We start from the raw sequence: 20651 nt of genomic DNA, 5'->3' as shown, positions 1-20651 counted from the left end.
AGCCGGTACGGACACCGTCCCAGCCCGGCCCGAGTCGCCAGGACCGCCGCGTCGGTCCGAGGCGGGGTCGTACTCGCGCTTGATGGAGCGGACATGCCCACCAGGGGTGTTACCCGCGTCGGAAGTCCCGGGACGGCCGCAGGCGCCGTCCTGCTCGCCCTCGCACTGGCCGCCGGGTCGGCCGGGTGCGGGACCGACGACGCCGAGAACACGGCCTCGCCGCGGCCGTCCCGGTCCGCGGCCGCCGCGCCCCCGACGAGCGTGCGGCTGCCACCGCCGCACGCCGGTTTCGACTACCAGATCGGCGGCGCCTATCCCCCGCCGGCCGGCGTCCGTGTCGTCAGCCGCGACCGGTCCTCGTCCCCGGCGCCCGGCCTGTACAACATCTGCTACGTGAACGCCTTCCAGGCCCAGCCGGAGGAGCGCCGTTCCTGGCCCGCCGACCTGCTGCTGCGCGACGCCGACGGCAAGGTGGTCATCGACGAGAACTGGGACGAACCGCTGCTCGACATCGGCACCCCGGCCAAGCGGGAGCGCGTCGCGCGGCGGGTCGACCGCTGGATCGAAGGCTGCGCGGACAAGGGCTACGACGCCGTCGAGCCGGACAACTACGACAGTTACAGCCGCTCGCACGACCTGCTGACCGCCGACGACGCGGTGGCGTTCATGGCCCTGCTCTCCCGGCGCGCCCACGCCCGGCACCTGGCGATCGGTCAGAAGAACACCGCGGAACTGCTCGGGCGGCGCGCGCGGGCCGGGCTCGACTTCGCGGTGGCCGAGGAGTGCGCGGAGTTCGACGAGTGCGGCGCGTACGCGAAGGCGTTCCACGACCGGGTCGTCGTCGTCGAGTACACGGACAAGGGGCTGCGCAAGGCCGTCGACGGCTTCGGTGGCCGGCTGAGCATCGTGCGCCGGGACCGCGCGGTGTCGACGCCGGGCAGCAGCGGCTACGTGCGCAAGGTGGGGTGAGCGGGCCAGCCGGACCGCCGACCCGTCGTCACCGGGCCTCGTCCAGCAGGTCCAGGGCGTGTTCCCAGGGGAACTCCGGCCGTCGGCCCGACGCGTCGGGCTCGCCCGAGAAGGGGGCGCCGAACCGGACGCCCATCCCGCGCAGGCGCAGCAGGCTGCCCTGGTAGGCGGGATGGGCGGCCAGCGCGTCCGCCACACAGGGCAGGACGGCGATCGGCACGCCCAGCCCCGCGGCCTCGCACAGGGTGCCGAGGGCGAGGGTGTCGGCGATGCCGGCCGCCCACTTGTTGACGGTGTTGAAGGTGGCGGGCGCGACGACCACTGCGTCCGGCGCCGGGAAGGGACGCGGTTCGGCGGGGGTGCGCCAGGCCGAGCGGACGGGGCGGCCGGTCTGCGCCTCGACCGCGGCCGTGTCGAAGAACCCGCCGAGGGAGACCGGTGTGGCCAGGACCCCGACCTCCCAGTCCCGTTCCTGGGCCGCGGTGACCAGCTTGCTGACGCCCGCGGCGACACCGGCCGCGCAGACGACGACGTAGAGGAAGGGCTTCCCGGCCTGTTCGGTCATCCGGGCACCCTACTCAAGCGGGAAGAACGGTCCGCGCTCGGCCTCGGGGCGGGCCACGAGGACCCGCGGGAGCGGATCCCGGCCGTCTTCGACCGTGTGGTGGCCCAAGTACGCGCGCGCAAGCGGGCGTTCCGGGACCACCTCGCGGTGCTCGTGGCCGACACCGGGCTGCCCCCCGCCGGCCGGGCAGCTGTTCCCGCCGGCGGCCGCCGGCTGAGGTCAGCGGGCCGCTTCGGTGACCGTGATCGCGCCGACCGGGCAGGCGCGGGCCGCCTGCCGCACCATCGGGTCGCCGCCGCCGTCCTCACGGCCGGGCAGCAGCATGCTGAAGCCGTCGTCGTCCTGGGTGAAGACGCGCGGGGCGGTCAGGGCGCACTGGCCCGCCCCGATACAGACGTCCCGGTCGATGTCGATGCGCAGGGCGGGAGCCTCTTCGATGTGCATGGCAGGAGCCTCTTACCAGCTCACGGGGAGTTCCAGCATCCCCTGGATCGTGTCGCCCGGTTTGAAGGGAATCTCCTCCGGCGGGGCGGCGAGGCGAAGTCCGGGCAGCCGGTGGAAGAGGGTGCCCAGGGCGATCTCCATCTCGGCGCGGGCCAGGTTCTGGCCCAGGCACTGGTGGATACCGAAGCCGAACGCGACGTGATGGCGCGCCGGACGGTGCCAGTCCAGCATGTCGGGCTCGGGGTAGACGGACGCGTCGCGGTTGATCACCGAGGTGGCGAACAGGACGCCTTCCCCCGCGCGGATCGTGGTGCCGTCCACCTCGATGTCCTCGGTGGCCATCCGCAGCAGCCCGTCCGCGATCGACAGCATCCGCATCAGCTCCTCGACGGCGGCGGGCAGCAGCGTGGGATCGGCGCGCAGCTCGGCCAGCCGCTCGGGGTGCCGGAGCAGTGTGTAGGTACCGAGGGAGATCATGTTGGCGGTCGTCTCATGGCCCGCGACCAGCAGGATCACCGCCAGCGAGACCAGTTCGGCGCGGTCCGTCTCGCCTTCGCGCCAGCGCTGGTGGACGAGTTCGTCGAGGATTCCGTCGCCGGGCTCGCGCTGCGCCCGCTTGCGGTCGAGCAGCCCGCCCAGATACGTCTCCAGCCGCTCGCGCGCCTTCAGTGAGTCGGCCGGCTCCGGGCCGCGCAGCAGCCGGCGCGACTGCGCCTCGAAGAACTCGTGGTCGGCGTACGGCACGCCGAGCAGCGCGCAGATCACCCTGGACGGCACGGGCAGCGCGAAGGCGCTCACCAGCTCGGCGGGCGGCCCCTGCGCGATCATCGCGTCGAGCCGTCCGTCGACGATGCCCTGGATGGCGGGCCGCAGTTCGGAGGCGCGCTTGAGGGTGAAGGAGGGGACCATCATCCGGCGCTGGGTGCGGTGCCGCGGGTCGTCGACGCCCAGCAGGGCGATCCGACGGTCGCGGACCGCCGCGAACCGGGCCGTGGGCGCGGGGAAGCCCGGGCGGGTGCGGTCGGTCGACAGGCGTGCGTCGGACAGCAGCGCCCGGGCGGCGGCATGGCCGGTGACCAGCCAGGCGGGGCTGCCGTCGAAGAGGGTGATCGGGGCCAGCGGGCGCCGTTCGCGCAGCGCGTCGTAGCCGGTGGGCGGGTGGTAGGGGCAGCTGCGGTCCTGGGGGAAGGCGACGGGCTCGTCCGTACGCGCCCGATCGGTGGATTCCGTCAGTTCCGTCATGGAGCACCTCGCAGACGAGGAGTGCGTCGTGGCGATCTTCATTAGATGCCCCAGGCATCTATACGGCCACGACAAGTTCGGCCACATCGGTGACGCGGTGGATCTGGCCGGACCGCACGCTTCCAGCGTAGTTTCCGCGCCGAAATTCGCTTGCCGGGGCCGGGGCGGGGGCCGCAGGATCTGCGCATGTTCACGACTGACGCCTTCCTGCCGCCGACCTCCGCCGCCGTCCTGCCGGTGCGGGTCCAGCAGCAGCCCGGCCGTCCCCGGAGGCCCGAGCCCGCGCGCTCGTGAGCGCCGCGCTCGTCGCGGGCCTGCTCGCCGGCTTCGGCATCGCCGTACCGGTCGGCGCGGTCGCGACCTATCTGGTCTCCCTCACCGCTCGTACCTCCCTGCGCACCGGCGCCTGCGCCGCGCTCGGCGTAGCGACCGCCGACGGGCTCTACGCCCTGGTCGCCACGGTCGGCGGCGCCGCCGTCGCGGCGGCGCTGCGCCCGGTCCTCGGTCCGCTGCGCTGGGCCTCGGCCCTGGTGCTCGCCGCGCTCGCGGTGCGTGGCGCGGCCGTGGCGCTGCGGCACCACCGCGAGCACCGGCTCACCACCCGGCCCGAGCGGCCGGTTCCCGGCGCGGCACGGGCGTATCTCGGACTGCTCGGGATCACCCTGCTCAACCCCGCGACCGTGATCTATTTCGCCGCGCTGGTCCTCGGCACCCGTACGGCGGACGCCGTACGCCCCCTGGAGCAGGGCGTCTTCGTCCTGGCGGCGTTCGCGGCCTCCGCGAGCTGGCAGTTGCTGCTCGCCACGGGCGGCGCGCTGCTCGGCCGCGCGCTGACGGGGCACCGGGGGCGGCTGCTGACGGCGCTGCTGTCGAGTGGCGTGATCATGGCTCTGGCGGTACGGATGGCGGTGTGGCACGCGTGACCGGACGGACCTCGGGGTGGAAGATCCGGGCAGCGGCCGGTGTTGAAGCAGGCTGCCAGCAATCCGTAGGACCGATGAGGGGACGAGCCTGATGCCTCTTCAGGGCGAGTACGAGCCCAGCCCGACGCAATGGGTGCGCGAACAGGTCGAGTTGTACGAGAGCTCCGGCGGCACCAAGGGAACGACGCTGATGGACACGGGGATGCCCGTGATCCTGCTGACGACCCTGGGTGCCAGGAGCGGCAAGATCCGCAAGACACCCCTGATGCGGGTGGAGCACGACGGACGCTACGCCGCGGTCGCCTCGCTCGGCGGCGCGCCCAAGCATCCCGTCTGGTACTTCAACGTCAAGTCCCACCCCCGTGTGGAGCTGCAGGACGGGATGGTCAAGCGGGAGATGACGGCCCGTGAGGTCACAGGCGAGGAGAAGGCCCAGTGGTGGGAGCGGGCGGTGGCCGCGTTCCCGCCGTACGCGGACTACCAGCAGAAGACCGCCCGGGAGATCCCGCTCTTCGTCCTCGAACCGGCCGACTGAGCACCCGTGCCGTCGGCTGATCGGCCGGGGGCACTGGTGGCCCAAGGCGACTGTTTCCGGCCCCGGTTCGCCGTCTTTTAGAAAAATCTGTTTCGGGGAGGCATGAACCGGCTCCGCCCGGGGCACCCGTGCGTCAGGCCCCGCCGCGTTCCCCCGTCGCGGCGGGGCTCTCGCATGCCTCGCCCGCCGGGCGGTCGGTGACGTCGAGGAAGATCTGGTCGACCTCGGGGACGGTCCGGGCGATGTGCCGCTTGATGCGTACGGCATCCTCCTCGACCCGCTCGCTGTCCAGGCCGGGTACGAGATCGATCCGGGCCACCACCAGCGTGGAGTCGAGCCCCATCTTCATCGTGAACAGCTCCTCCACGCTGTCGATCTCGGGCTGCGCCGCCAGCAGATCACGGATCCGGTCGCTGAGCTCGGGGTCGGCGGCCTCCCCGATGAGCTGGTCACGGGCGTCGCGTCCCAGGCGGTAGGCGACGAGGACGAGCAGCATTCCGATCGCCAGCGAGGCCGAGGCCTCCCACGCGACCTGCCCCGTGACCATGTGCAGCGCCATGCCGGCGATCGCCAGGCTCACGCCGAGCACCGCCGTGCCGTCCTCGGCGACCACGGTGCGCAGCGCCGGGTCGCGCAGCCCGGTCCGGCCGCCGCCCTGCCGGCGCACCTGGTACAGCGCCCGCAGCAGGGAGGCTCCCTCGGCGAGCAGCGCGACACCCAGCACGATCAGGCCCGCCACATAGCCGCTGAACTTCTCCTCCGCGCCGTGGCGCAGGGCCTCCAAGCCCTGGAAGAAGGAGAAGCAGCCGCCCATGACGAAGATGCCGACGGCCGCGAGCAGGGCCCAGAAGAAGCGCTCCTTGCCGTAGCCGAAGGGGTGCCGGCGGTCGGCGGGGCGGCGGCTGCGGCGCAGCGCGGCCAGCAGGAAGATCTCGTTCAGGCTGTCGGCCACCGAGTGGGCCGCCTCCGACAGCAGCGCGGGCGAGGCCGCGAGGAGACCGCCGACCGCCTTGGCCACGGCGATCACCAGATTGGCAGCGAGTGCCACCAGCACGGTGACGCGGGTCCTGCGGTCGGCTCCGCGATCGGAGGATGTCTCGCCCACGCTCGCCGACTGCCCCGGACCGGGCCCCTCACACCGTGCGGTCGGCGGAATTCGGGGGCCTACCGGAAGGGCCCGCAGCTGGCTGCCCGCCGCCGCCCGCAAAGACCCGCGGGTCAGCTGCCCGACACCGCTACCCGCAAAAGACCCGCAGGCCAACCGCCCGGCACAACCGCCCGCAACGGCCCGCGGGTCGGCCGACCGACACCGCCACCCGCAAGAGCCGGCAGGTCAGCCGACCGACACGGCCACCCGCAAAGACCCGCAGGCCAGCCACCCGACACCGCCACCCGCAAGAGCCGACGAGTCAGCCGACCGACTCTGCCACCCGTAAGAGCCCGCGGGCCAACCGACCGGCACCGCCCGCAAAGACCCGCAGGTCAGCCGCCCGCAAGAGCCCGCGATTCACTCCCCCGGCACCGCCCCCCTGATCGTGTCGAGGCGGGTCGCTGCCGCGGTCAGGAGGAGGTCCAGGGCCGCCGGGTAGGAGCTCGTTCGCATGGAGGTGATGAGGTGGCGGGAGGTCGCCGCGATGTGGGGGTGGGTGTCCGCGGGCAGTCGGGCGTAGGTCGCCCGCCACACCTCGTCCTCCGCCTCGCGCGCGGCCCTCGGCAGGGAGGCGTTGGCGGAGTCGAGGCCGCCGTAGGCGAGCGCCTGGTCGACGAAGGCGTGGTAGATCCGTACCGCGTCGGCGTCCGGGAAGCCCGCCCCGCGCAGCACCCCGAGCATGGTCTCGACGGCCTGGATCTCGTGCGCCCGCCCCGTCACGCGGTGGAAGCTCAGCACCGCGGCCCGGGGGTGCGCGAGGGCTCCCGCGTGGATGCGCAGGCCCAGGTCGCGCAGGTCGGCGCGCCAGTCCCCGGTGGGCCGCCAGGCGCGCATCGTACGGCCGATGAGCTCGTCGGCGATGGCCAGCAGCAGATCGTCGGTGTGCCGGAAGTAGCGGTACAGGCTGCTGGGATCGGCGCCCAGCGCCCGGCCGAGGCGGCGCACGGAGAGGGCGTCGCCGCCGTGCTCCTCGATCAGCCGCAGCGCGGTCTCGACGATGAGTTCCTCGGAGAGGACCACGCCCTGTTTGGTGGGCCTCCGGCGCACGCGGGCCGCCGGCGGAACGACACGTTCGGTCATGGGACCCCTCCCTGGAGTGTGCGGGAACCTTACGACAACAGCGTTGACCTGTGAAGTGCACGGGCAGTTTCATGTGCGGTCACCGGGGCCGACCAGGCCCCCCGGTGCGAGCGGAGAGCTGGCCATGACCGATAAGCCCTACGGTGTCGACCCGCCCCTGAAGCAGGAGCTGCGCAAGTCCCTCGGTGTCCTGGACGGCGTCGCCGTCGCCGCGTCCAGCACGGCCGCGACCACCAGCATCGGCATCGGCCTCGGGGTAACGGCCGCGGTGGTCGGGCTGCACCTGCCGGCCATCATGCTGCTGGCGTTCCTGCCGATCCTGGGGATCGCGGGCGCCTTCTCCCGGCTGAACAAGGTGGAGCCCAACGCCGGCAACGGGTACGTGTGGGTGGGACGTTCGCTCAACCCGTGGCTCGGCTTCATGGTCGGCTGGGTGAACCTCACGGCGTCCATCGCGTTCCTCGCGTACACCACGGCGGTCACCGGGTCGTCGATCCTGCAGCTGGCCGGCGAGGCCGGGCTCCACCGACTGGCCGGGCTCACGCTGGATCCGGGGTCGACCGCGCAGTCGACGGCGGTGGGCATCGGGATCCTGATCGCCGTCACGCTGACCGCCGTGACCGGCATCCGCACCGCGGCGCGGCTGCAGAGCGGCCTGCTGATCTTCGAGTACGTCGTACTGCTCGGGTTCTGCGGCTACGGCATCGTCGCCGGCCAACACGACTTCAGCCTCTCCTGGTTCAACCCCTTCGCCATCCCGTCGGTGTCGGCGCTCGCGCAGGGGATGCTGCTGTCGGTGTTCTGCTACTGGGGCTTCGAGGTCGCGTTCAGCGTCAACGAGGAGGTCCGCGACCCGCGGGACGCCTCCCGCGCCGGAATGATCACCCTGGTGACGATGCTGGGACTGTTCCTGCTCGGCTCCGTCGCCTTCCAGCGGGTGCTGTCCGAGCAGGAGCTGGCCGGGCACGGCGCCGAGGGGCTCGCGTACTTCGGCGACCGGCTGGCCGCGCAGCCGCTGGCAGCGCTGCCGCTGGTGGCCCTGATGTTCTCGGCCGTGGCCTCGCTGCAGGCCGGGGTGATTCCCACGGCGCGCGGCATGTTCGCGATGAGCCGGGACCGTACCGTCGGCCCGGTGTGGTCCAGGATCAGCGCCCGGTACGGGACACCGGCGGCCGGCACGCTGCTGATCGGGGCGATCTCCACCGCGGTGGCCGCGCTCGCCCTGGTGATCCCGCGGCTCGCCGACATGATCCTGGCGACCGTGAACGCCGTCGGCATCGTCGTTGCGCTCTCCTACGCGCTCACCGCGCTCGCCGCCGCCGTACGCTTCCGCTCCCTGCTGCGCACCGACCTGGGGCAGGGCGTGCGGGCGGTGGTGCTGCCCGCTCTGAGCGCCGCCGCGCTCCTCGGCCTCGGCGGCTACCTCGGCTGGTCCTTCTACGACTCCGCCGACCGTCTCGAACTCCGCGCGGACAACGGCTGGTTCCTGCTGCTCATGCCCCTGGCGATGATCGCGTCCGGCTTCGTGGCCGCCGCGTACGCCAAGTGGGTGCGCCGCTCCCCGTACTTCCGCACCGGCGACGGCACGGACGCCGACGCGCCGCAGCTGATCGCCACCCCCAACTGATCCCAAGGAAAGAGAACATGCACGCTGATCTCCTCTTCACCGGCGGCCCCGTCCTCACCCCCGAGGGCCGCACGGCGACTGCCGTCGCCGTCACCGGTGACCGGATCACCGCCGTCGGGCACGACGAGGTGCGCGAACTCGCCGGGCCCCGGACCGAGGTGGTGGACCTCGCCGGACGGCTGCTGCTGCCCGGCTTCCAGGACGCGCACATCCACCCCGTGCCGGCCGGACTCGAACTCACCCAGTGCGACCTGACCGGCGCGAAGACCGCCGCGGAGACCCTGGCCGCCGTCCGCGTGTACGCCGCCACCCACCCCGAGCGGGAGTGGATCCTCGGCGGCGGCTGGTCGATGGAGGCCTTCGAGGGCGGTACGCCGACGCGGGAGCTGCTGGACGCGGCCGTCCCCGACCGGCCGGTCTACCTGCCCAACCGCGACCACCACGGCGCCTGGGTCAACAGCCGCGCCCTGGAGCTCGCCGGCATCACCCGGGACACCCCCGACCCGGCCGACGGCCGGATCGACCGGGACGCCTCCGGTGAGCCGAGCGGCACGCTCCAGGAGGGCGCGATGCAGCTGGTCGGCCGCCTCACGCCGGGGGCCACCGCGGCCGACCGGCTGGCCGCGCTGCTGCACGCCCAGCGCCATCTGCACGCGCTCGGCATCACGGCCTGGCAGGACGCCCTCGTCGGCGACTTCCTCGGCATGGACAACCCGGCCGACGCGTATCTCGCGGCCGCCCGCGACGGCTCGCTGACCGCGCGGGTGGTGGGCGCGCTGTGGTGGGACCGGGAGCGCGGGGCCGAGCAGATCCCCGAACTCGTCGAGCGCCGGGCCGCGTTCAGCCACGGCCGGTTTCGGGCGGGCAGCGTGAAACTGATGCTTGACGGGGTCGCGGAGACCGGGACGGCGGCGCTGCTGGAGCCCTACCTCGACAAGTGCGGCTGCGCCACCGCCAATCGCGGCGCCAGCTTCATCGACGCCGGTCAACTGCCCAAGTACGTGACCGAATTGGACGCGCTCGGCTTCCAGTGCCACTTCCACGCGCTGGGCGACCGGGCCGTACGCGACGCCCTCGACGCGATCGAGGCGGCCCGCGCCGTGAACGGGCCGAGCGACACCCGGCCGCATCTGGCGCACCTCCAGGTCGTCCACCCGGACGACGTGCCGCGCTTCGCCCGGCTCGGCGCCACCGCCAACATCCAGCCGCTGTGGGCCGCGCACGAGCCGCAGATGGACGAGCTGACGATCCCCTTCCTCGGGCCCGAACGGGCCGCGTGGCAGTACCCGTTCGGGGCGCTGCTGCGCTCCGGGGCGCGGCTCGCGGCGGGCAGCGACTGGCCGGTGAGCAGCGCGGATCCGATCCAGGGCATCCATGTCGCGGTCAACCGCGTCGAACCGGGCGGCGACGGCCCGGTGTTCCTGGCCGGCGAGCGCCTCGGGCTCGCGGAGGCCCTCACGGCGTACACGGCGGGTACGGCGTACGTGAACCATCTGGACGACGGCGGGCGGGTGAGCGTCGGGGCGCTGGCCGATCTGGTGGTGCTGGACCGTGACCCGTTCGCCGGTCCGCCCGAGGCGATCGCGGAGACGAAGGTGGCGCTCACCTATGTGGGGGGCGCGCGAGTGTACGCGGCTCACGAGGCATGAGCAGTAACACACGTCACGGCCGTGTCACGGTATAGATCATTTACGCTCTGGGCAGCCTCGTATCGCTTCTCGGTCAACTTTCGCACCACGAAGCTCAGTTCGAGTGCACGGGCGGCCATCTGGCCGCCCGTTCGCAGGGGCGGGGGGCTCTGCGTTCCGTCTCCGAAAGGACTCGCATGCCTCAGGACGTCAGGTTCGACGTGCCCTTCGACACGCCCGTGCTCCGGCCCACGGAGGCGGGGGACGCCCTGGCCCGCCTCTTGATGGAACGCGTCGACGGGAGCACGGAGGAGCACCAACGGTGCCAGGACGCCGCTCAGCAGCGGCTGGACGCATTCGGATCCCCCCGGTCCAGCACCACGCTGCATGTGGAGGGAGCTCTCCACATAGCGCCGCGCGCGTTCCTCCCACCCGACGAGGAGGGCGACGCCAGGTTGCGGCGACTCGACACCAGCCTGCGCCTGATCGAAGAAGCCTTCCCCCAAGTCAGCACCGATGTCGAGATATGCCGACTGACCTGCATGATGCTGGAAGGGGCCTGGCGGAGCCGGGCACTCACCCCGCCGCGCGAGGAGGAGCGAATAACCGCCTGCGCCTGTCCTCTGTGCCGCCGGCTGCCCACGCCCCCCGCCCGCACGCTGGGTGACTACGGTTGGCGGCAGAGCGCTGGTCGGCCCCTCACCGTCAAGACCTGGCCGTACCGCGAGGAGCTCGACAGCGTCCTGACCGCTGGATGGATCTGGGTGCGGCAGATAAACGATCTTGAGCGTGACTCTGGCCTCCGCCACCGCTTCGAGGACGACATACTCGTCTTCCACGAATACAAGCGCGTGATCGACACCATCGACACCACGCGCCTCACCCAACTCGCCGAAGGCCGCCTGGCCGAGAATTTCAGCACCAACAGCGCACGGGCCCTGGTCTGCGGACTCTACGCAGCCCACAAGCGATCCGTCGACGAGTACTGGCTCCAGCAGCACCACGCGGGCAACGTCGAACTCCCCCAGAGCAACCCACTCGGCGAAAGCACCTACGCGGCCCTGCAGATGCTGGACTGCCTGTTCTGGCACGTCTCGCCCGACACCGAACTCTGGCAGCAGGAGCACCTCGCCTCCCTGCTGCTGTGCCGCGTCATCGACGACATGACCGACGTACGGGCCGATGCCCTCACCGGCGAGATCAGCAACATCTGGCTCGCCGACATGCCCACCCACACCAAGGCCCTCTACACCGCCTGCGCCATCGCTCTCGTCAAGTACGGCTGCATGCCCGAGGCGCACACCCCGATGTGGAACACGTGGCTGATGACCAGCACCGTCGTCTGGTTGGGGCTCACCGGCCGCCACGCCCTGTGGTTCGACGGCATCACCCAGGGCCTCCCCCCGGCCGAGGAGTGCCCGCTCTGCGACCTGCAGCCCAACGCCTGCAGCGGCATCCTCACCGGCGGCACCACCCTCACGATCGCCCCGCGGCCCACCGCACCGGCGCTGAGCCCCCGGACCGCCGAGCTGTCCGCACGCTGCCGAGACCAATTCCCGCGGACATGGGCCCTCTTCGACGCCGAGCTCCATGCCTTCGAAGCGCTGCACGGCCCCTGGCACGGCAACACCGACACCGCGTGGGAGATCCTGCGCCGCACCTACATCGCCGCCGTGGAGGCAGCCGGCGCCGCACCGTCCCCGGACCGCGCTCGTGAAATCCAGCAGGACGCCGGAGCAGTCGGAAGTGAACAGTTCTACACCCTGTACGACCCTGAGACCGGGAGGGAAGACACCGCGCTGCTCGCTTACATGTTCGGCTGCGCCCACCCGCATTTCCTCTGGAACGCCACGGGATACCATCCTTCCGCCCTCGCGGGCGACTGGCTCGACGGCTGACGCCTCGATCCCGTTCCGGAATTCCCGTACGGCCCATGACTCAAAGCGCGCTGCCCGGTCGGGATTCCGACCGGGCAGCGCCGTGCTCACACCGGGAACTCGACCGGCAGCCCGTCCAGCCGGGAATCCCAGGTGGAGGCGGTCGTGGTGAGCTCATCCGCCGGCACGGCCAGCCGCAGGCCCGGCAGCCGGTGCAGCAGGACGTCCACCGCAACCTCGATCATGGACTGACCGATGCTCTGCCCGGGGCACTCGTGCGGGCCCGCGCCGAACGCCAGGTGCGCCTGGTTGCCCTGCACCGAGACACCCGGGTCGGGCCGGACCTCGGGGTCGAGGTTGCCCGGGGCGAGACCGAGCACGAGCAGGTCGCCCTCCTCGATGCGGTGCCCGCCCAGTTCGACGTCGCTGGCGGCGAAGCGCCCCGGCAGGACGGCCAGCGGCGGAGAGTTCCACATGACCTCCTCCACCACCGCCGAGATGTTCAGCTGACCGCTGATCAGCCCGGAGAGCCGGGAGGCGTCGGTCAGGACCAGTTGCAGCACCCGGGCCAGCAGGTTGGTCGTGACGTGCGCGGCGATCAGCACCACGCGCAGGTGGTGGACGACCTCGTCGTGGTCGAGACCCGCGTGATGCTCCAGCAGGCCGGTGGCGAGGTCGGAGCCGGGTTCGGACCGCCTGCGCTCGGCGAGTTCACCGAAGATCTCCCTGATCCTGCCGTCGTGCATCACGGCGTCCTCGCCGCCCTTGAGCACCTGGGCGCACGACTCGACCAGCCGGCGCCCCTCCGCCTCGCCGAGCCCCAGAATGCGGGACATCACGAGCATCGGCAGATAGTCGGCGTAGTCCGCCACCAGATCGGCGCGGCCGCTGTCCGCGAACCCGTCGATCATCTTGTTGGCGAAGTGCGTGACGTGGCGCCGGATACCGCGGCCGACGGCAGCCTGCAGCACATCGTTGACGGCACCGCGCAGCCTGCGGTGCGGCTCGCCGTCCTGGGACACGCAGTCGGGACGCCAGCCGAGCATCGGGATCAGCGCGGAGGTCTCCGCGACCCGTCCTTCCCGCCAGTCCCGCCAGGTCCGCCCGTCCCGGGCGAACTGGCGGGGATTGTCGAGCACCCGCCGGCTCTCCCGGTAGCCCAGCACCAGCCAGGCGCGGATGTCGCCCTCCAGCAGCACCGGCGCGACGGCGCCGTGCTCCTTGCGCAACCGCTCGTAGATGCCGAACGGGTCGGTCGCCGCCTCGGGCCCGTACAGCCGGGCCAGTTCGGCCGAACCGTGCGCGACCGGGCAGCCGCGGGGGGCGTCGGGACTGTCGAGGTTCTGGTCGTTCATCGGGGCTCCAGTGCGATGGCGGACCGTTCCTTCAAATGACGTATCAGGGCGATCAGTACGTCACGGCTGGAGGCCCGGTCGCGGGCGTCGCACGCCACGACGGGGATGTCCGGCGAGATGTCCAGGGCGTCCCTGATCTCCTCGATCGGGTGCTGCTTGGAGTCCGGGAAGATGTTCAGCGCGATGACGAACGGCACGTCCTGCCGCTCCATCTCCTCGATCGCCCGGAAGCTGGAGGCCAGGCGGCGGGTGTCGACCAGGACGATCGCGCCGAGCGCGCCCTTGAACAGGCCGTTCCACAGGAACCAGAACCGCTCCTGGCCCGGGGTGCCGAACAGGTACAGCATCAGGCTGTCGTTGAGGCTGATCTTGCCGAAGTCCAGGCTGACGGTGGTCTCGGTCTTGTCCGCGACCCCGATCAGGTGATCGTCGCCGACGCTGGCCTGGGTGAGGGTCTCCTCGGTGGTGAGCGGCTTGATGTCGCTGACGGAGCGGACCAGGGTGGTCTTCCCGGTACCGAACCCGCCGGCGATCATCACCTTGACCGAGCGAGTGCCCCCGGCGGCGGGCCGGCCGGGACGGTCAAAGCCTTTCAAGTCCACTGAGTACCTCCTGAAGGAGCGCGAGGTCGGGCCCGCGTCCGGCGTGGTGCGCCGGAATGGGGTCACGGGCTTCAATACGGCCTGCCTCCAGCAGATCCGCCAACAGCACCGCGAGAATGTTGAAGGGCAATCCGAGGTGGGCGCCGAGCTCGGCCACCGACAACGGATCACGGCAGCGCCGGAGAATGTCCTCGTGCTCGTGCTGCATACCCGGATGGGGAGCGGTGAGGGAGACGATGAGGGTCGCCACGTCGAGGCTCGACGCCGCCCCGCCCGGTCCGCTGCGCCCTCCCGTGAGGACGTAGTAGCGCTCGAGACCGGACGGGTCCGTGGGCCGGCGGGGAGCACTCATCCAGAGTGCTCCTCCAGGCGCGGAGTGGTGCCGAGGAGCTCACCCATCCGACGAGCCAGGTCCCTCATCTGGTGTCCGAGCAGGCCCTGGTCGAGACCCTCGCGGGCGAGGACGCCCAGATACGTCTCGACACCGGCACGCACGACGAACAGATGACCTCCGTCGACCTCGATCATCGCGAGCCGCAGCTGGCCCGCGTACTTGGGGAACTGCTCGGCCACCGGCTGGGCCAGCGCCTGCAGTCCGGCCACCACGGCCGCGAAGCGGTCCACGTCATCGGGGTCCTCGGCGCCGAATGAGGTGATGGCCTTGCCGTCGCTGGAGGCCACGAGGGCGAAGCGGATCTCGGGGATGCTCTCCACCAGATCGCGGAGCGCCCAGCTCACGTCGGTTCCCTGCTGCGTCATATGGACTTGTCACTCTCTTCAGTGCGGTGCTCGGTGGACTCGCGGCCGGGCGCCTGCCTCCGGAGCTCGCCGAACTCCGTGTCGGCGGGCCTCGGCCCGGCCCCGGCGGCCTCCCCGTCGACGGCGGACGGGCCGGACCCGGTGGCATCGCGGCCCGCGGTCGCGAAGGCGGCCAGGCCGGCGAAGGACTCGTCCGGTGGAACAGGGGCGACGGTGGCGGACTCGGTCCGGGCGGGCTGCTCGGCCGGCTCCGTCTCGCGGCGCCTGCTCCTGCGCCGGGGCAGTCCGCCCGGCGTGGTCTCCGTGGTGTCCACCGTGTCCGCGATGCCGGCCGCCGACGCCTCCGTGGTGAAGGGGCCCTGGACCGTCGCCGTCTCGGGGGCGGAGACGGCGGGGGTCCCGGTGACCGGGGTTCCGGCGGCGGGGGTGGTGGCCGGGGCGGCCGTCGGCAGGGGGCTGAAGTACTTGTGCGGGACCACCACGACCACCGAGGTGCCGAGCCACGGCGAGTCCGCGAAGGTGACGCGGATGCCGTAGCGGCGGGCGAGGATACCGACGACGCGCAGGCCGATGTTGGCGTCCTCGGAGATGCCACCGAGACCGGGTCCGGCCGCGGTGCCCGCGAGGGAGTGCTCGGCCTCGCGCTTCTTCTCCTCGCTCAGGCCCTTGCCCGAGTCCTGGATCTCGATGCCGACGCCGTTCGGCACCTCCTTGCCGGAGACGAGCACCGGCTCGGTGGGCGGCGAGTAGCGGGCCGCATTGTCCAGGAGGTGGGAGAAGATCAGCGTGAGGTGGTCCACCAGGCCGCCGTCGACGCCGAGTTCGGGCAGATGACGGACCTCGACCCGGTGGAAGTCCTTGATCCGGCCGATACCGCCGCGCACCACGCTGAGCAGCCGCTGCGGCTCCTGCCACTGCCGTCCCGGCCGGTCTGAGCCGCCGAGCACGCCGACGCTCGCGGCGAGGGAGTCGGCGGGGCCGAGCTCCTGGTCCAGCTCCATCAGGCCCCGGGCCACGGCGGGCAGCCGGCCGTGCTCGCCCTGCATCTCGTGCAGGCGGCCGCGCAGCTTGCTGGTCAGCACGTGGATACGGTTGCCGAGGCTGATCACGGCCTGTTCGGCGGAGGTCGAGCGGTTGAACTCCTCCTCGACACCGATCAGGGAGGTCCGCAGGATCCGGCGGAGATCCGCCTGGAGTTCCTTGTCGACCTGCGCGCTCCGCTCGGTCGCCGGCAGCAGGTCGTCGATGCCCTCACCGGCACGCAGTCGCCGCAGCGCGTCGGGCAGTTGCTCGCCGGCGAGCCGGGAGACGGCGGTCCGCTGGTGGGCGACCTGGTCCTGCCAGACCTCGGCCCGGTCGATGAGCTGCGCCTCGTAGGACGCGGCCTGGTCGGCCAGCCGCTCCTCGTACGCCCGGGAGGTGTCGGCGAGTTGCGCCTCGTAGAGCGCCGTCCGCTCGCCGAGCTGGGCCTCGTGGGCGGAGGCCTGCTCGCCGAGCTGGGTCTCCAGTGCGGCGCGCTCGACGGCGAACTTCCGCTCCAGACCCGCGACATGCTGCTGCCACTGCTGCGAGTGCTCGGCCTGCGAGGTACGGAAGCTGCCTTCCGCGCCGCGCAGTTGTTTCTGTGCGCGAATCAGCAGCCGCACGCACACGGAGCCGGCGGCCGTGGCGGCAGCACCGGCCACGGCGGCGGTTATTCGCTCCGAGCTCATGAACGTGGCGGCAACCGTTCCACCTCCTAAGGCCAGTGGCATCAGCCACCAGCTGTACCAGGCGACAGGGGCCCGCGCCGCCGGGGGCGGAGTGGCGAGTTCCATCTGCATCCTTCGAAAGCAACACGATCGAAAACGGGGGGATGTGCAAAGGCCGCACTCATGAGTACGCACTACGGGTCGACCCATCGCGGTCACGTCAACTCGCAGCGCCGGACTGGAGCTTATCGGGTTTGAACCCCAAAGGATCAACCGCACGGGTTCGCGGACGTGAGGGTTCCGTCACTCTCCGGCAGGCCCTCCGGATCGACAAAACCCCTTACGGACCAGGGGACTTGTCGTCTCGCCCTTTGTCCCCGGGTGACAATCCGCACGCGGGCAACTGTCCGGAACCGATGAGCCCGCGCTGGTTACCCGCGGGTATCGTCACCGCCGTGCCGAAGAGAACAACGGGGGGACAAGTCGACACGAGCGGCCCGTTCAAGGCGTTGCCGTCCGGTCTGCACGACCGACTGCGCCCCTATTTCGCCGATATCACCGAGGAGGTCGTCCGGGCGATCAGGACGGAGATCCCCGAGTACGCCCGCCCGATGGACGACACGTACATGCAGGGGGTGCACCGGGGAGTCGACCACGCGCTGCGCGGGCTGCTGGAGCGGATGGCCGAGCCGGACACCGACTGGGCGCCGGTGAAGGCCACGTACCAGCGCATCGGCCGCGGGGAGGCGGAGGAGGGGCGCAGCCTCGACTCGTTCCAGTGGGCGCTCCGGCTGGGCGCCCGGGTCACCTGGCGCCGGGTGAACGCGCTGGTCGACGAAGGCGTACTGCCCCGTCATGTGCTGGGCGCGTTCGGCGAGGCGCTGTTCCTGCACCTCGACGAGATGGCGGCCGCGACGACGGCGGGCTACACCGAGGCCCGGCTGCACGCGGCGGGAGAGCTGCGGCAGCGGCGGGCCCGGCTGGTCGACCTGCTCACCGCCGATCCGCCGGCCTCGGCCGAGGCGATCGCCGAACTGGCGCACGCCGCGCGCTGGACGCCGCCGCGGGCGCTCGCGGTGGTGGCGGTCGAGCACCGGCCGCCGACCGAGGTGGAGCCGATCGTGCCGCCGGAGTTCCTGACCCGGTTCGACCTGCAGCCCGCGGTGCTGGTGGTGCCCGACCCGGAGGGGCCGGGCCGGGCCCGGGCGGTGGCCGGGGCGCTGCACGGGCTGCGCGCCGCGATGGGTCCCACGGTCGCGCTGCACGAGGGCGCGCGGTCGCTGCGCTGGGCGACCGAGGCGTTGGAGCTGGTACGGCGTGGGGTCCTCGCCGACACCGGGGCGGACAGCGGGATCGTGCGCTGCCAGGACCACCTGTCCACGCTGCTGCTGTCCCGGGACGACGCGCTGGTGGACGCCATCGCCGAGCGCCGGCTGCGCCCGCTGGAGCAGGTGCGTCCGCCGCAGCGCGAGCGGCTGGCCGAGACCCTGCTGGGCTGGCTCCAGTCCGGGCGGGGTGTCGCCGAGGTCGCCGCGCGCCTCGCGGTGCACCCGCAGACGGTCCGCTACCGGATGCGGCAGCTCGACGAGTTGTTCGGCGACCTGCTGCACGATCCGGCGGCCCGGTTCGAGATGCAGCTCGCCCTGCGCGCCCGGGAGCTGCGCGGGGGCTTCCGTCACCGGGAGGACCCCGCCGGGTGACTTCCTGGACAGCTGTCCAGCTATATTGGACACCTGTCCAAGTCATGGAGGGGTCCACCGATCATGGAAATCGTGGCGAACGTACTGGTCGGCCTGGTGGCCGCGCTGCACGCGTACATCCTGGTGCTGGAGATGTTCCTGTGGCAGAAGAAGCCGGGCCGCTCCCTGCACGGTTTCGATCCCGAGATGGCGCGGGCGACCGCGCCGCTGGCCGCCAACCAGGGGCTCTACAACGGTTTTCTGGCGGCGGGCCTGGTGTGGGGCCTGATCGCCGCGGATCCGACCGGGTTCGGCGCGCGGGTCTTCTTCACCTCGTGCGTCGTGGTCGCGGGCGTGTACGGCGCGGCCACCGCCAACCGTCGCATCCTGGTCGTACAGGCACTGCCCGGCGCGCTCGCCCTGGCCGCCGTCCTCGCCGCCCGGTGACCGGGGACGTGCCCGAGGACCCGCGCGCCGCCCGCACCCGGGCACGGCTGCGGGCCGCCCTGCTCGAGGAGTGCGCCGAACGGCCGCTGGAGGAGGTGGGCGTCGCCGCGCTGGCCCGCCGGGCCGGGGTCGGCCGCGCCACGTTCTACGTGCACTACGACGGCCTTCAGGCGCTGGCCGTGGACACCTGCGCGGACGTGGTGCGGGAGGCGGTGGACGCGCTGCACGCCTGGCGCGGGCGGCCCGACCCGGTGCACGCCCCGCCCGCGCTGCTGGAGTTCTTCGCGGGCCTCGCCCCGCACGCGGCCCTGTACCGGACGCTGCTGACGCCGGGCGGCGGCGGTCCGCTCGGCCGGGTGCTCCACCGGGACCTGCGGGCCCGCAGCCTGGCCGAGCGGGAGCTGGCGGGCGCGGCGGACGCCCCGCTGGTCGCCTCGGCGGTGGCCGCCACGTTCGCCGGGGTGCTGGCCGACTGGCTGCACGGGCTCCTGGACGCCACCTCGGACGAAGTGGCCCACCAGGTCTGGCAGTTGCTGGTCGCGCTGCACCGGAGCCGGTGAGGGGTACGCCCCGGCGGGCGCCGGGGCCGGGTCACTTGCAGCCGAGGGTGTCCTTGGCGCGGGGCCAGGCCTCCACGCCGTGGGGTGTGCGGACGTACGCCGTGGAGCGGTCGTCCGTCAGCCACAACCGCCGGTCGTGGTAGCGGTATCCGGTGTCGTGCGCGTCGGCGGGCATGCGGACGTCGCCGTCGTAGGGGGCGGTCAGCACGGCCTCGGCGTCGAACACCCCGTGGGGGTCACGGACGTAGCTCCTGCGCTCGTCGCCGCTGCCCAGGTCCAGGAAGTGCGCCCGCTGCCAGTCGCAGTGCTCGGCGCCGGCGTAGCTGGTGATCCGCGTGATCGGCACCCGCCCGCCGTCCTTGTCCGTCCAGATCTCCGTCTCCAGCGAGTCCGTGAAGCTCGCAGGGAGTTCCGCGGGATCGCAGGAGGCGTTGGTCTCCGGCCCCCAACCGGGGCGGCCCTTCTGGTCCTTGGCGACCACGACGGCCACCTTGGTGCGGCGACCGACGTCGTAGGAGTACAGCACGCGGTCCGCTTCCCGGTGCTCCACGCGGTAGCCCTCACGGGGGAACTCGGGCTGGAACATGTCGAAGAACATCTTCAGGCCCTCCTCGGGGGTCGCCCCGCCGTCCCCCCGGCTCCACCCGTCGGGCCCGTCGCCGGCGTAGATCTCGCCGTCGCACTCCAACGCGCGGCCCGCGGCCCCGGACTGGCTGCGCAGGGCCCGCGGACCGAACTCGTCCATGGACTTGGTGGCGATGTGCAACGAGCCGCGGTACGGCGTGTCCGGCGGCGTGCCGTCGACCACCAGGTCCGCTCCGCTCCCGTCGTCGCACGCCACCAGCGTCACGGCCGCCAGCACCGTCACCGTCACCAGGCCTCTGCGCATGTCCCCGCCCCCGTTCCTCGGCCGTTGCCCCCTGTGTGTTCCGCTCCTTCGACGCGGCGGGCACCCGGAACGTTCACCGGCGGACACGCGCCAAACTCGAAGACATATGTCAATCGAACATGCTCAAATTCCCTCCATCGAGGGTAACTTGACGGGCGGGGACGGATTTCCGGGAGCGGGTGGGAGGTGACGCCGTCGTGCGACAGGAGCCCGCACCGCTCACCCGGCACCTGCGCATCCATCAGGACCGCGGACACACGGTGCTGGAGTTCCACGGCGAGATCGACATCGCGGCGGCCACGGAGATCACTCCGCACCTGGACCGCGCGACCGGCCGGCCCGGCGCCCGCGTCGTGATCGATCTGCGGCACGTCGAGTTCTTCGACTGCTCGGGGCTGCGCCTGCTGTACCGGGCTCGCAGCCGGGTGCTGGAGCGCGGCGGGCAGTTGCACCTGGTGTGCACCCACCCGCTGACCCTGCGCGTCTTCCGGGTCACCGGCCTCACGCGGCTGCTGCCCGCGCGACCGACGCTGGACGCGGCCCTGGGCCAGCCCGAGACCGCGTCCGGATCGCTGTGACGGTGTTGGTTGTGACGGTATTGGCTGCAACGCCGGCCGCCGCGACGGCTG

Annotated in this window: 21 protein-coding genes; 10 read left to right on the top strand and 11 right to left on the bottom strand. The window is 72.1% G+C overall.

Annotated features, from left to right (window positions below):
• The first annotated feature begins 93 nt into the window (after positions 1-93).
• Positions 94-969: an endo alpha-1,4 polygalactosaminidase gene (locus IPZ69_RS04980; protein WP_235452525.1), complete on the top strand. Its 876-nt coding sequence runs from the start codon at positions 94-96 to the stop codon at positions 967-969.
• A 28-nt stretch (positions 970-997) separates the two neighbouring features.
• Here IPZ69_RS04980 and IPZ69_RS04975 read toward each other — a convergent pair whose 3' ends face one another.
• The 3 genes from IPZ69_RS04975 to IPZ69_RS04965 all read right to left on the bottom strand — a co-directional run bounded on the left by IPZ69_RS04975 (position 998) and on the right by IPZ69_RS04965 (position 3220).
• Positions 998-1534: a flavoprotein gene (locus tag IPZ69_RS04975; RefSeq protein WP_235452522.1), complete on the bottom strand. Its 537-nt coding sequence runs from the start codon at positions 1532-1534 to the stop codon at positions 998-1000.
• 219 nt (positions 1535-1753) lie between these two features.
• Positions 1754-1954 carry a ferredoxin gene (locus tag IPZ69_RS04970; protein ID WP_235452561.1) on the bottom strand — a complete coding sequence of 67 codons (201 nt, stop codon included), beginning with the start codon at positions 1952-1954 and terminating at the stop codon, positions 1754-1756.
• A gap of 36 nt (positions 1955-1990) precedes the next feature.
• Positions 1991-3220: a cytochrome P450 gene (locus tag IPZ69_RS04965; RefSeq protein ID WP_235452520.1), complete on the bottom strand. Its 1230-nt coding sequence runs from the start codon at positions 3218-3220 to the stop codon at positions 1991-1993.
• A gap of 290 nt (positions 3221-3510) precedes the next feature.
• On the opposite strand from IPZ69_RS04965, the gene IPZ69_RS04960 reads away from it, so the two are divergent.
• Together IPZ69_RS04960 and IPZ69_RS04955 are read left to right on the top strand one after the other, a co-directional pair.
• Positions 3511-4143 carry a LysE family transporter gene (locus tag IPZ69_RS04960; RefSeq protein ID WP_235452518.1) on the top strand — a complete coding sequence of 211 codons (633 nt, stop codon included), beginning with the start codon at positions 3511-3513 and terminating at the stop codon, positions 4141-4143.
• Positions 4144-4234: 91 nt separating this feature from the next.
• A complete protein-coding gene (locus IPZ69_RS04955) occupies positions 4235-4678 on the top strand; it encodes a nitroreductase family deazaflavin-dependent oxidoreductase (RefSeq protein WP_235452516.1) in 444 nt (147 codons plus the stop codon).
• 133 nt (positions 4679-4811) lie between these two features.
• Here IPZ69_RS04955 and IPZ69_RS04950 read toward each other — a convergent pair whose 3' ends face one another.
• Both IPZ69_RS04950 and IPZ69_RS04945 read right to left on the bottom strand, forming a co-directional pair.
• Entirely contained in the window at positions 4812-5783 is a 972-nt protein-coding gene (locus tag IPZ69_RS04950) for a cation diffusion facilitator family transporter (protein ID WP_235452514.1), read from the bottom strand.
• Positions 5784-6185: 402 nt separating this feature from the next.
• Entirely contained in the window at positions 6186-6908 is a 723-nt protein-coding gene (locus IPZ69_RS04945; RefSeq protein WP_235452513.1) for a TetR/AcrR family transcriptional regulator, read from the bottom strand.
• Positions 6909-7032: 124 nt separating this feature from the next.
• On the opposite strand from IPZ69_RS04945, the gene IPZ69_RS04940 reads away from it, so the two are divergent.
• The 3 genes from IPZ69_RS04940 (at position 7033) to IPZ69_RS04930 (ending at position 12061) form a co-directional block, all read left to right on the top strand.
• Positions 7033-8535, top strand: a complete 1503-nt coding sequence (locus tag IPZ69_RS04940; RefSeq protein WP_235452512.1) for an APC family permease — start codon at positions 7033-7035, stop codon at positions 8533-8535.
• A gap of 17 nt (positions 8536-8552) precedes the next feature.
• A complete protein-coding gene (locus IPZ69_RS04935; protein WP_235452511.1) occupies positions 8553-10184 on the top strand; it encodes an amidohydrolase in 1632 nt (543 codons plus the stop codon).
• A 176-nt stretch (positions 10185-10360) separates the two neighbouring features.
• On the top strand, positions 10361-12061 hold the full coding sequence (locus IPZ69_RS04930; protein WP_235452510.1) for a hypothetical protein: 1701 nt from the start codon (positions 10361-10363) through the stop codon (positions 12059-12061).
• 86 nt (positions 12062-12147) lie between these two features.
• On the opposite strand, the gene IPZ69_RS04925 is transcribed toward IPZ69_RS04930, so the two are convergent.
• The 5 genes from IPZ69_RS04925 to IPZ69_RS04905 are packed head-to-tail and all read right to left on the bottom strand — an operon-like array spanning position 12148 to position 16573.
• Positions 12148-13395, bottom strand: a complete 1248-nt coding sequence (locus IPZ69_RS04925; protein WP_235452508.1) for a cytochrome P450 — start codon at positions 13393-13395, stop codon at positions 12148-12150.
• Positions 13392-13997, bottom strand: coding sequence for a GTP-binding protein (locus tag IPZ69_RS04920; RefSeq protein ID WP_235452506.1), 606 nt, complete (start codon positions 13995-13997; stop codon positions 13392-13394). Before IPZ69_RS04920 ends, IPZ69_RS04925 begins: the two co-directional genes overlap by 4 nt.
• Positions 13978-14349, bottom strand: a complete 372-nt coding sequence (locus tag IPZ69_RS04915; protein WP_235452504.1) for a DUF742 domain-containing protein — start codon at positions 14347-14349, stop codon at positions 13978-13980. The genes IPZ69_RS04920 and IPZ69_RS04915 overlap by 20 nt, the downstream gene beginning before the upstream one ends.
• Entirely contained in the window at positions 14346-14756 is a 411-nt protein-coding gene (locus IPZ69_RS04910) for a roadblock/LC7 domain-containing protein (protein ID WP_030043913.1), read from the bottom strand. Before IPZ69_RS04910 ends, IPZ69_RS04915 begins: the two co-directional genes overlap by 4 nt.
• Positions 14753-16573 carry a sensor histidine kinase gene (locus IPZ69_RS04905; RefSeq protein ID WP_235452502.1) on the bottom strand — a complete coding sequence of 607 codons (1821 nt, stop codon included), beginning with the start codon at positions 16571-16573 and terminating at the stop codon, positions 14753-14755. Before IPZ69_RS04905 ends, IPZ69_RS04910 begins: the two co-directional genes overlap by 4 nt.
• 329 nt (positions 16574-16902) lie before the next feature.
• Between IPZ69_RS04905 and IPZ69_RS04900 the strand changes: the two genes are divergently transcribed.
• The 3 genes from IPZ69_RS04900 to IPZ69_RS04890 all read left to right on the top strand — a co-directional run bounded on the left by IPZ69_RS04900 (position 16903) and on the right by IPZ69_RS04890 (position 19133).
• The gene (locus IPZ69_RS04900; RefSeq protein ID WP_235452501.1) at positions 16903-18147 is read left to right on the top strand and encodes a PucR family transcriptional regulator; all 1245 of its coding nucleotides are present in this window, start codon (positions 16903-16905) and stop codon (positions 18145-18147) included.
• 63 nt (positions 18148-18210) lie between these two features.
• Positions 18211-18573 carry a DUF1304 domain-containing protein gene (locus IPZ69_RS04895; RefSeq protein WP_235452499.1) on the top strand — a complete coding sequence of 121 codons (363 nt, stop codon included), beginning with the start codon at positions 18211-18213 and terminating at the stop codon, positions 18571-18573.
• On the top strand, positions 18570-19133 hold the full coding sequence (locus IPZ69_RS04890; RefSeq protein ID WP_235452498.1) for a TetR/AcrR family transcriptional regulator: 564 nt from the start codon (positions 18570-18572) through the stop codon (positions 19131-19133). Before IPZ69_RS04895 ends, IPZ69_RS04890 begins: the two co-directional genes overlap by 4 nt.
• Positions 19134-19164: 31 nt before the next feature.
• Here the strand turns inward: IPZ69_RS04890 and IPZ69_RS04885 are convergent, their stop codons facing one another.
• Positions 19165-20022, bottom strand: a complete 858-nt coding sequence (locus IPZ69_RS04885; protein WP_235452496.1) for a hypothetical protein — start codon at positions 20020-20022, stop codon at positions 19165-19167.
• Between the two features lie 197 nt (positions 20023-20219).
• Here IPZ69_RS04885 and IPZ69_RS04880 point away from each other — a divergent pair, with 197 nt between their 5' ends.
• Positions 20220-20600 (top strand): anti-sigma factor antagonist, encoded by a 381-nt coding sequence (locus tag IPZ69_RS04880; RefSeq protein ID WP_235452494.1) that lies wholly within the window; start codon positions 20220-20222, stop codon positions 20598-20600.
• Positions 20601-20651 lie beyond the last annotated feature (51 nt).

The sequence above is a fragment of the Streptomyces olivochromogenes genome (genome assembly GCF_021538895.1).
GTDB lineage: Bacteria > Actinomycetota > Actinomycetes > Streptomycetales > Streptomycetaceae > Streptomyces > Streptomyces olivochromogenes_A.
Note: the sequence above shows the minus strand (reverse complement) of the source record. Positions and strands in the feature narration are given on the sequence as shown.

Excerpts from the sequence above, each read along its gene's own strand:
- IPZ69_RS04945 (WP_235452513.1), bottom strand. The coding sequence starts at position 6,908 with ATGACCGAACGTGTCGTTCCGCCGGCGGCCCGCGTGCGCCGGAGGCCC.
- IPZ69_RS04905 (WP_235452502.1), bottom strand. The coding sequence starts at position 16,573 with ATGGAACTCGCCACTCCGCCCCCGGCGGCGCGGGCCCCTGTCGCCTGG.
- IPZ69_RS04925 (WP_235452508.1), bottom strand. The coding sequence starts at position 13,395 with ATGAACGACCAGAACCTCGACAGTCCCGACGCCCCCCGCGGCTGCCCG.
- IPZ69_RS04965 (WP_235452520.1), bottom strand. The coding sequence starts at position 3,220 with ATGACGGAACTGACGGAATCCACCGATCGGGCGCGTACGGACGAGCCC.
- IPZ69_RS04955 (WP_235452516.1), top strand. The coding sequence starts at position 4,235 with ATGCCTCTTCAGGGCGAGTACGAGCCCAGCCCGACGCAATGGGTGCGC.
- IPZ69_RS04910 (WP_030043913.1), bottom strand. The coding sequence starts at position 14,756 with ATGACGCAGCAGGGAACCGACGTGAGCTGGGCGCTCCGCGATCTGGTG.
- IPZ69_RS04935 (WP_235452511.1), top strand. The coding sequence starts at position 8,553 with ATGCACGCTGATCTCCTCTTCACCGGCGGCCCCGTCCTCACCCCCGAG.
- IPZ69_RS04940 (WP_235452512.1), top strand. The coding sequence starts at position 7,033 with ATGACCGATAAGCCCTACGGTGTCGACCCGCCCCTGAAGCAGGAGCTG.
- IPZ69_RS04930 (WP_235452510.1), top strand. The coding sequence starts at position 10,361 with ATGCCTCAGGACGTCAGGTTCGACGTGCCCTTCGACACGCCCGTGCTC.
- IPZ69_RS04915 (WP_235452504.1), bottom strand. The coding sequence starts at position 14,349 with ATGAGTGCTCCCCGCCGGCCCACGGACCCGTCCGGTCTCGAGCGCTAC.
- IPZ69_RS04975 (WP_235452522.1), bottom strand. The coding sequence starts at position 1,534 with ATGACCGAACAGGCCGGGAAGCCCTTCCTCTACGTCGTCGTCTGCGCG.
- IPZ69_RS04980 (WP_235452525.1), top strand. The coding sequence starts at position 94 with ATGCCCACCAGGGGTGTTACCCGCGTCGGAAGTCCCGGGACGGCCGCA.
- IPZ69_RS04895 (WP_235452499.1), top strand. The coding sequence starts at position 18,211 with ATGGAAATCGTGGCGAACGTACTGGTCGGCCTGGTGGCCGCGCTGCAC.
- IPZ69_RS04885 (WP_235452496.1), bottom strand. The coding sequence starts at position 20,022 with ATGCGCAGAGGCCTGGTGACGGTGACGGTGCTGGCGGCCGTGACGCTG.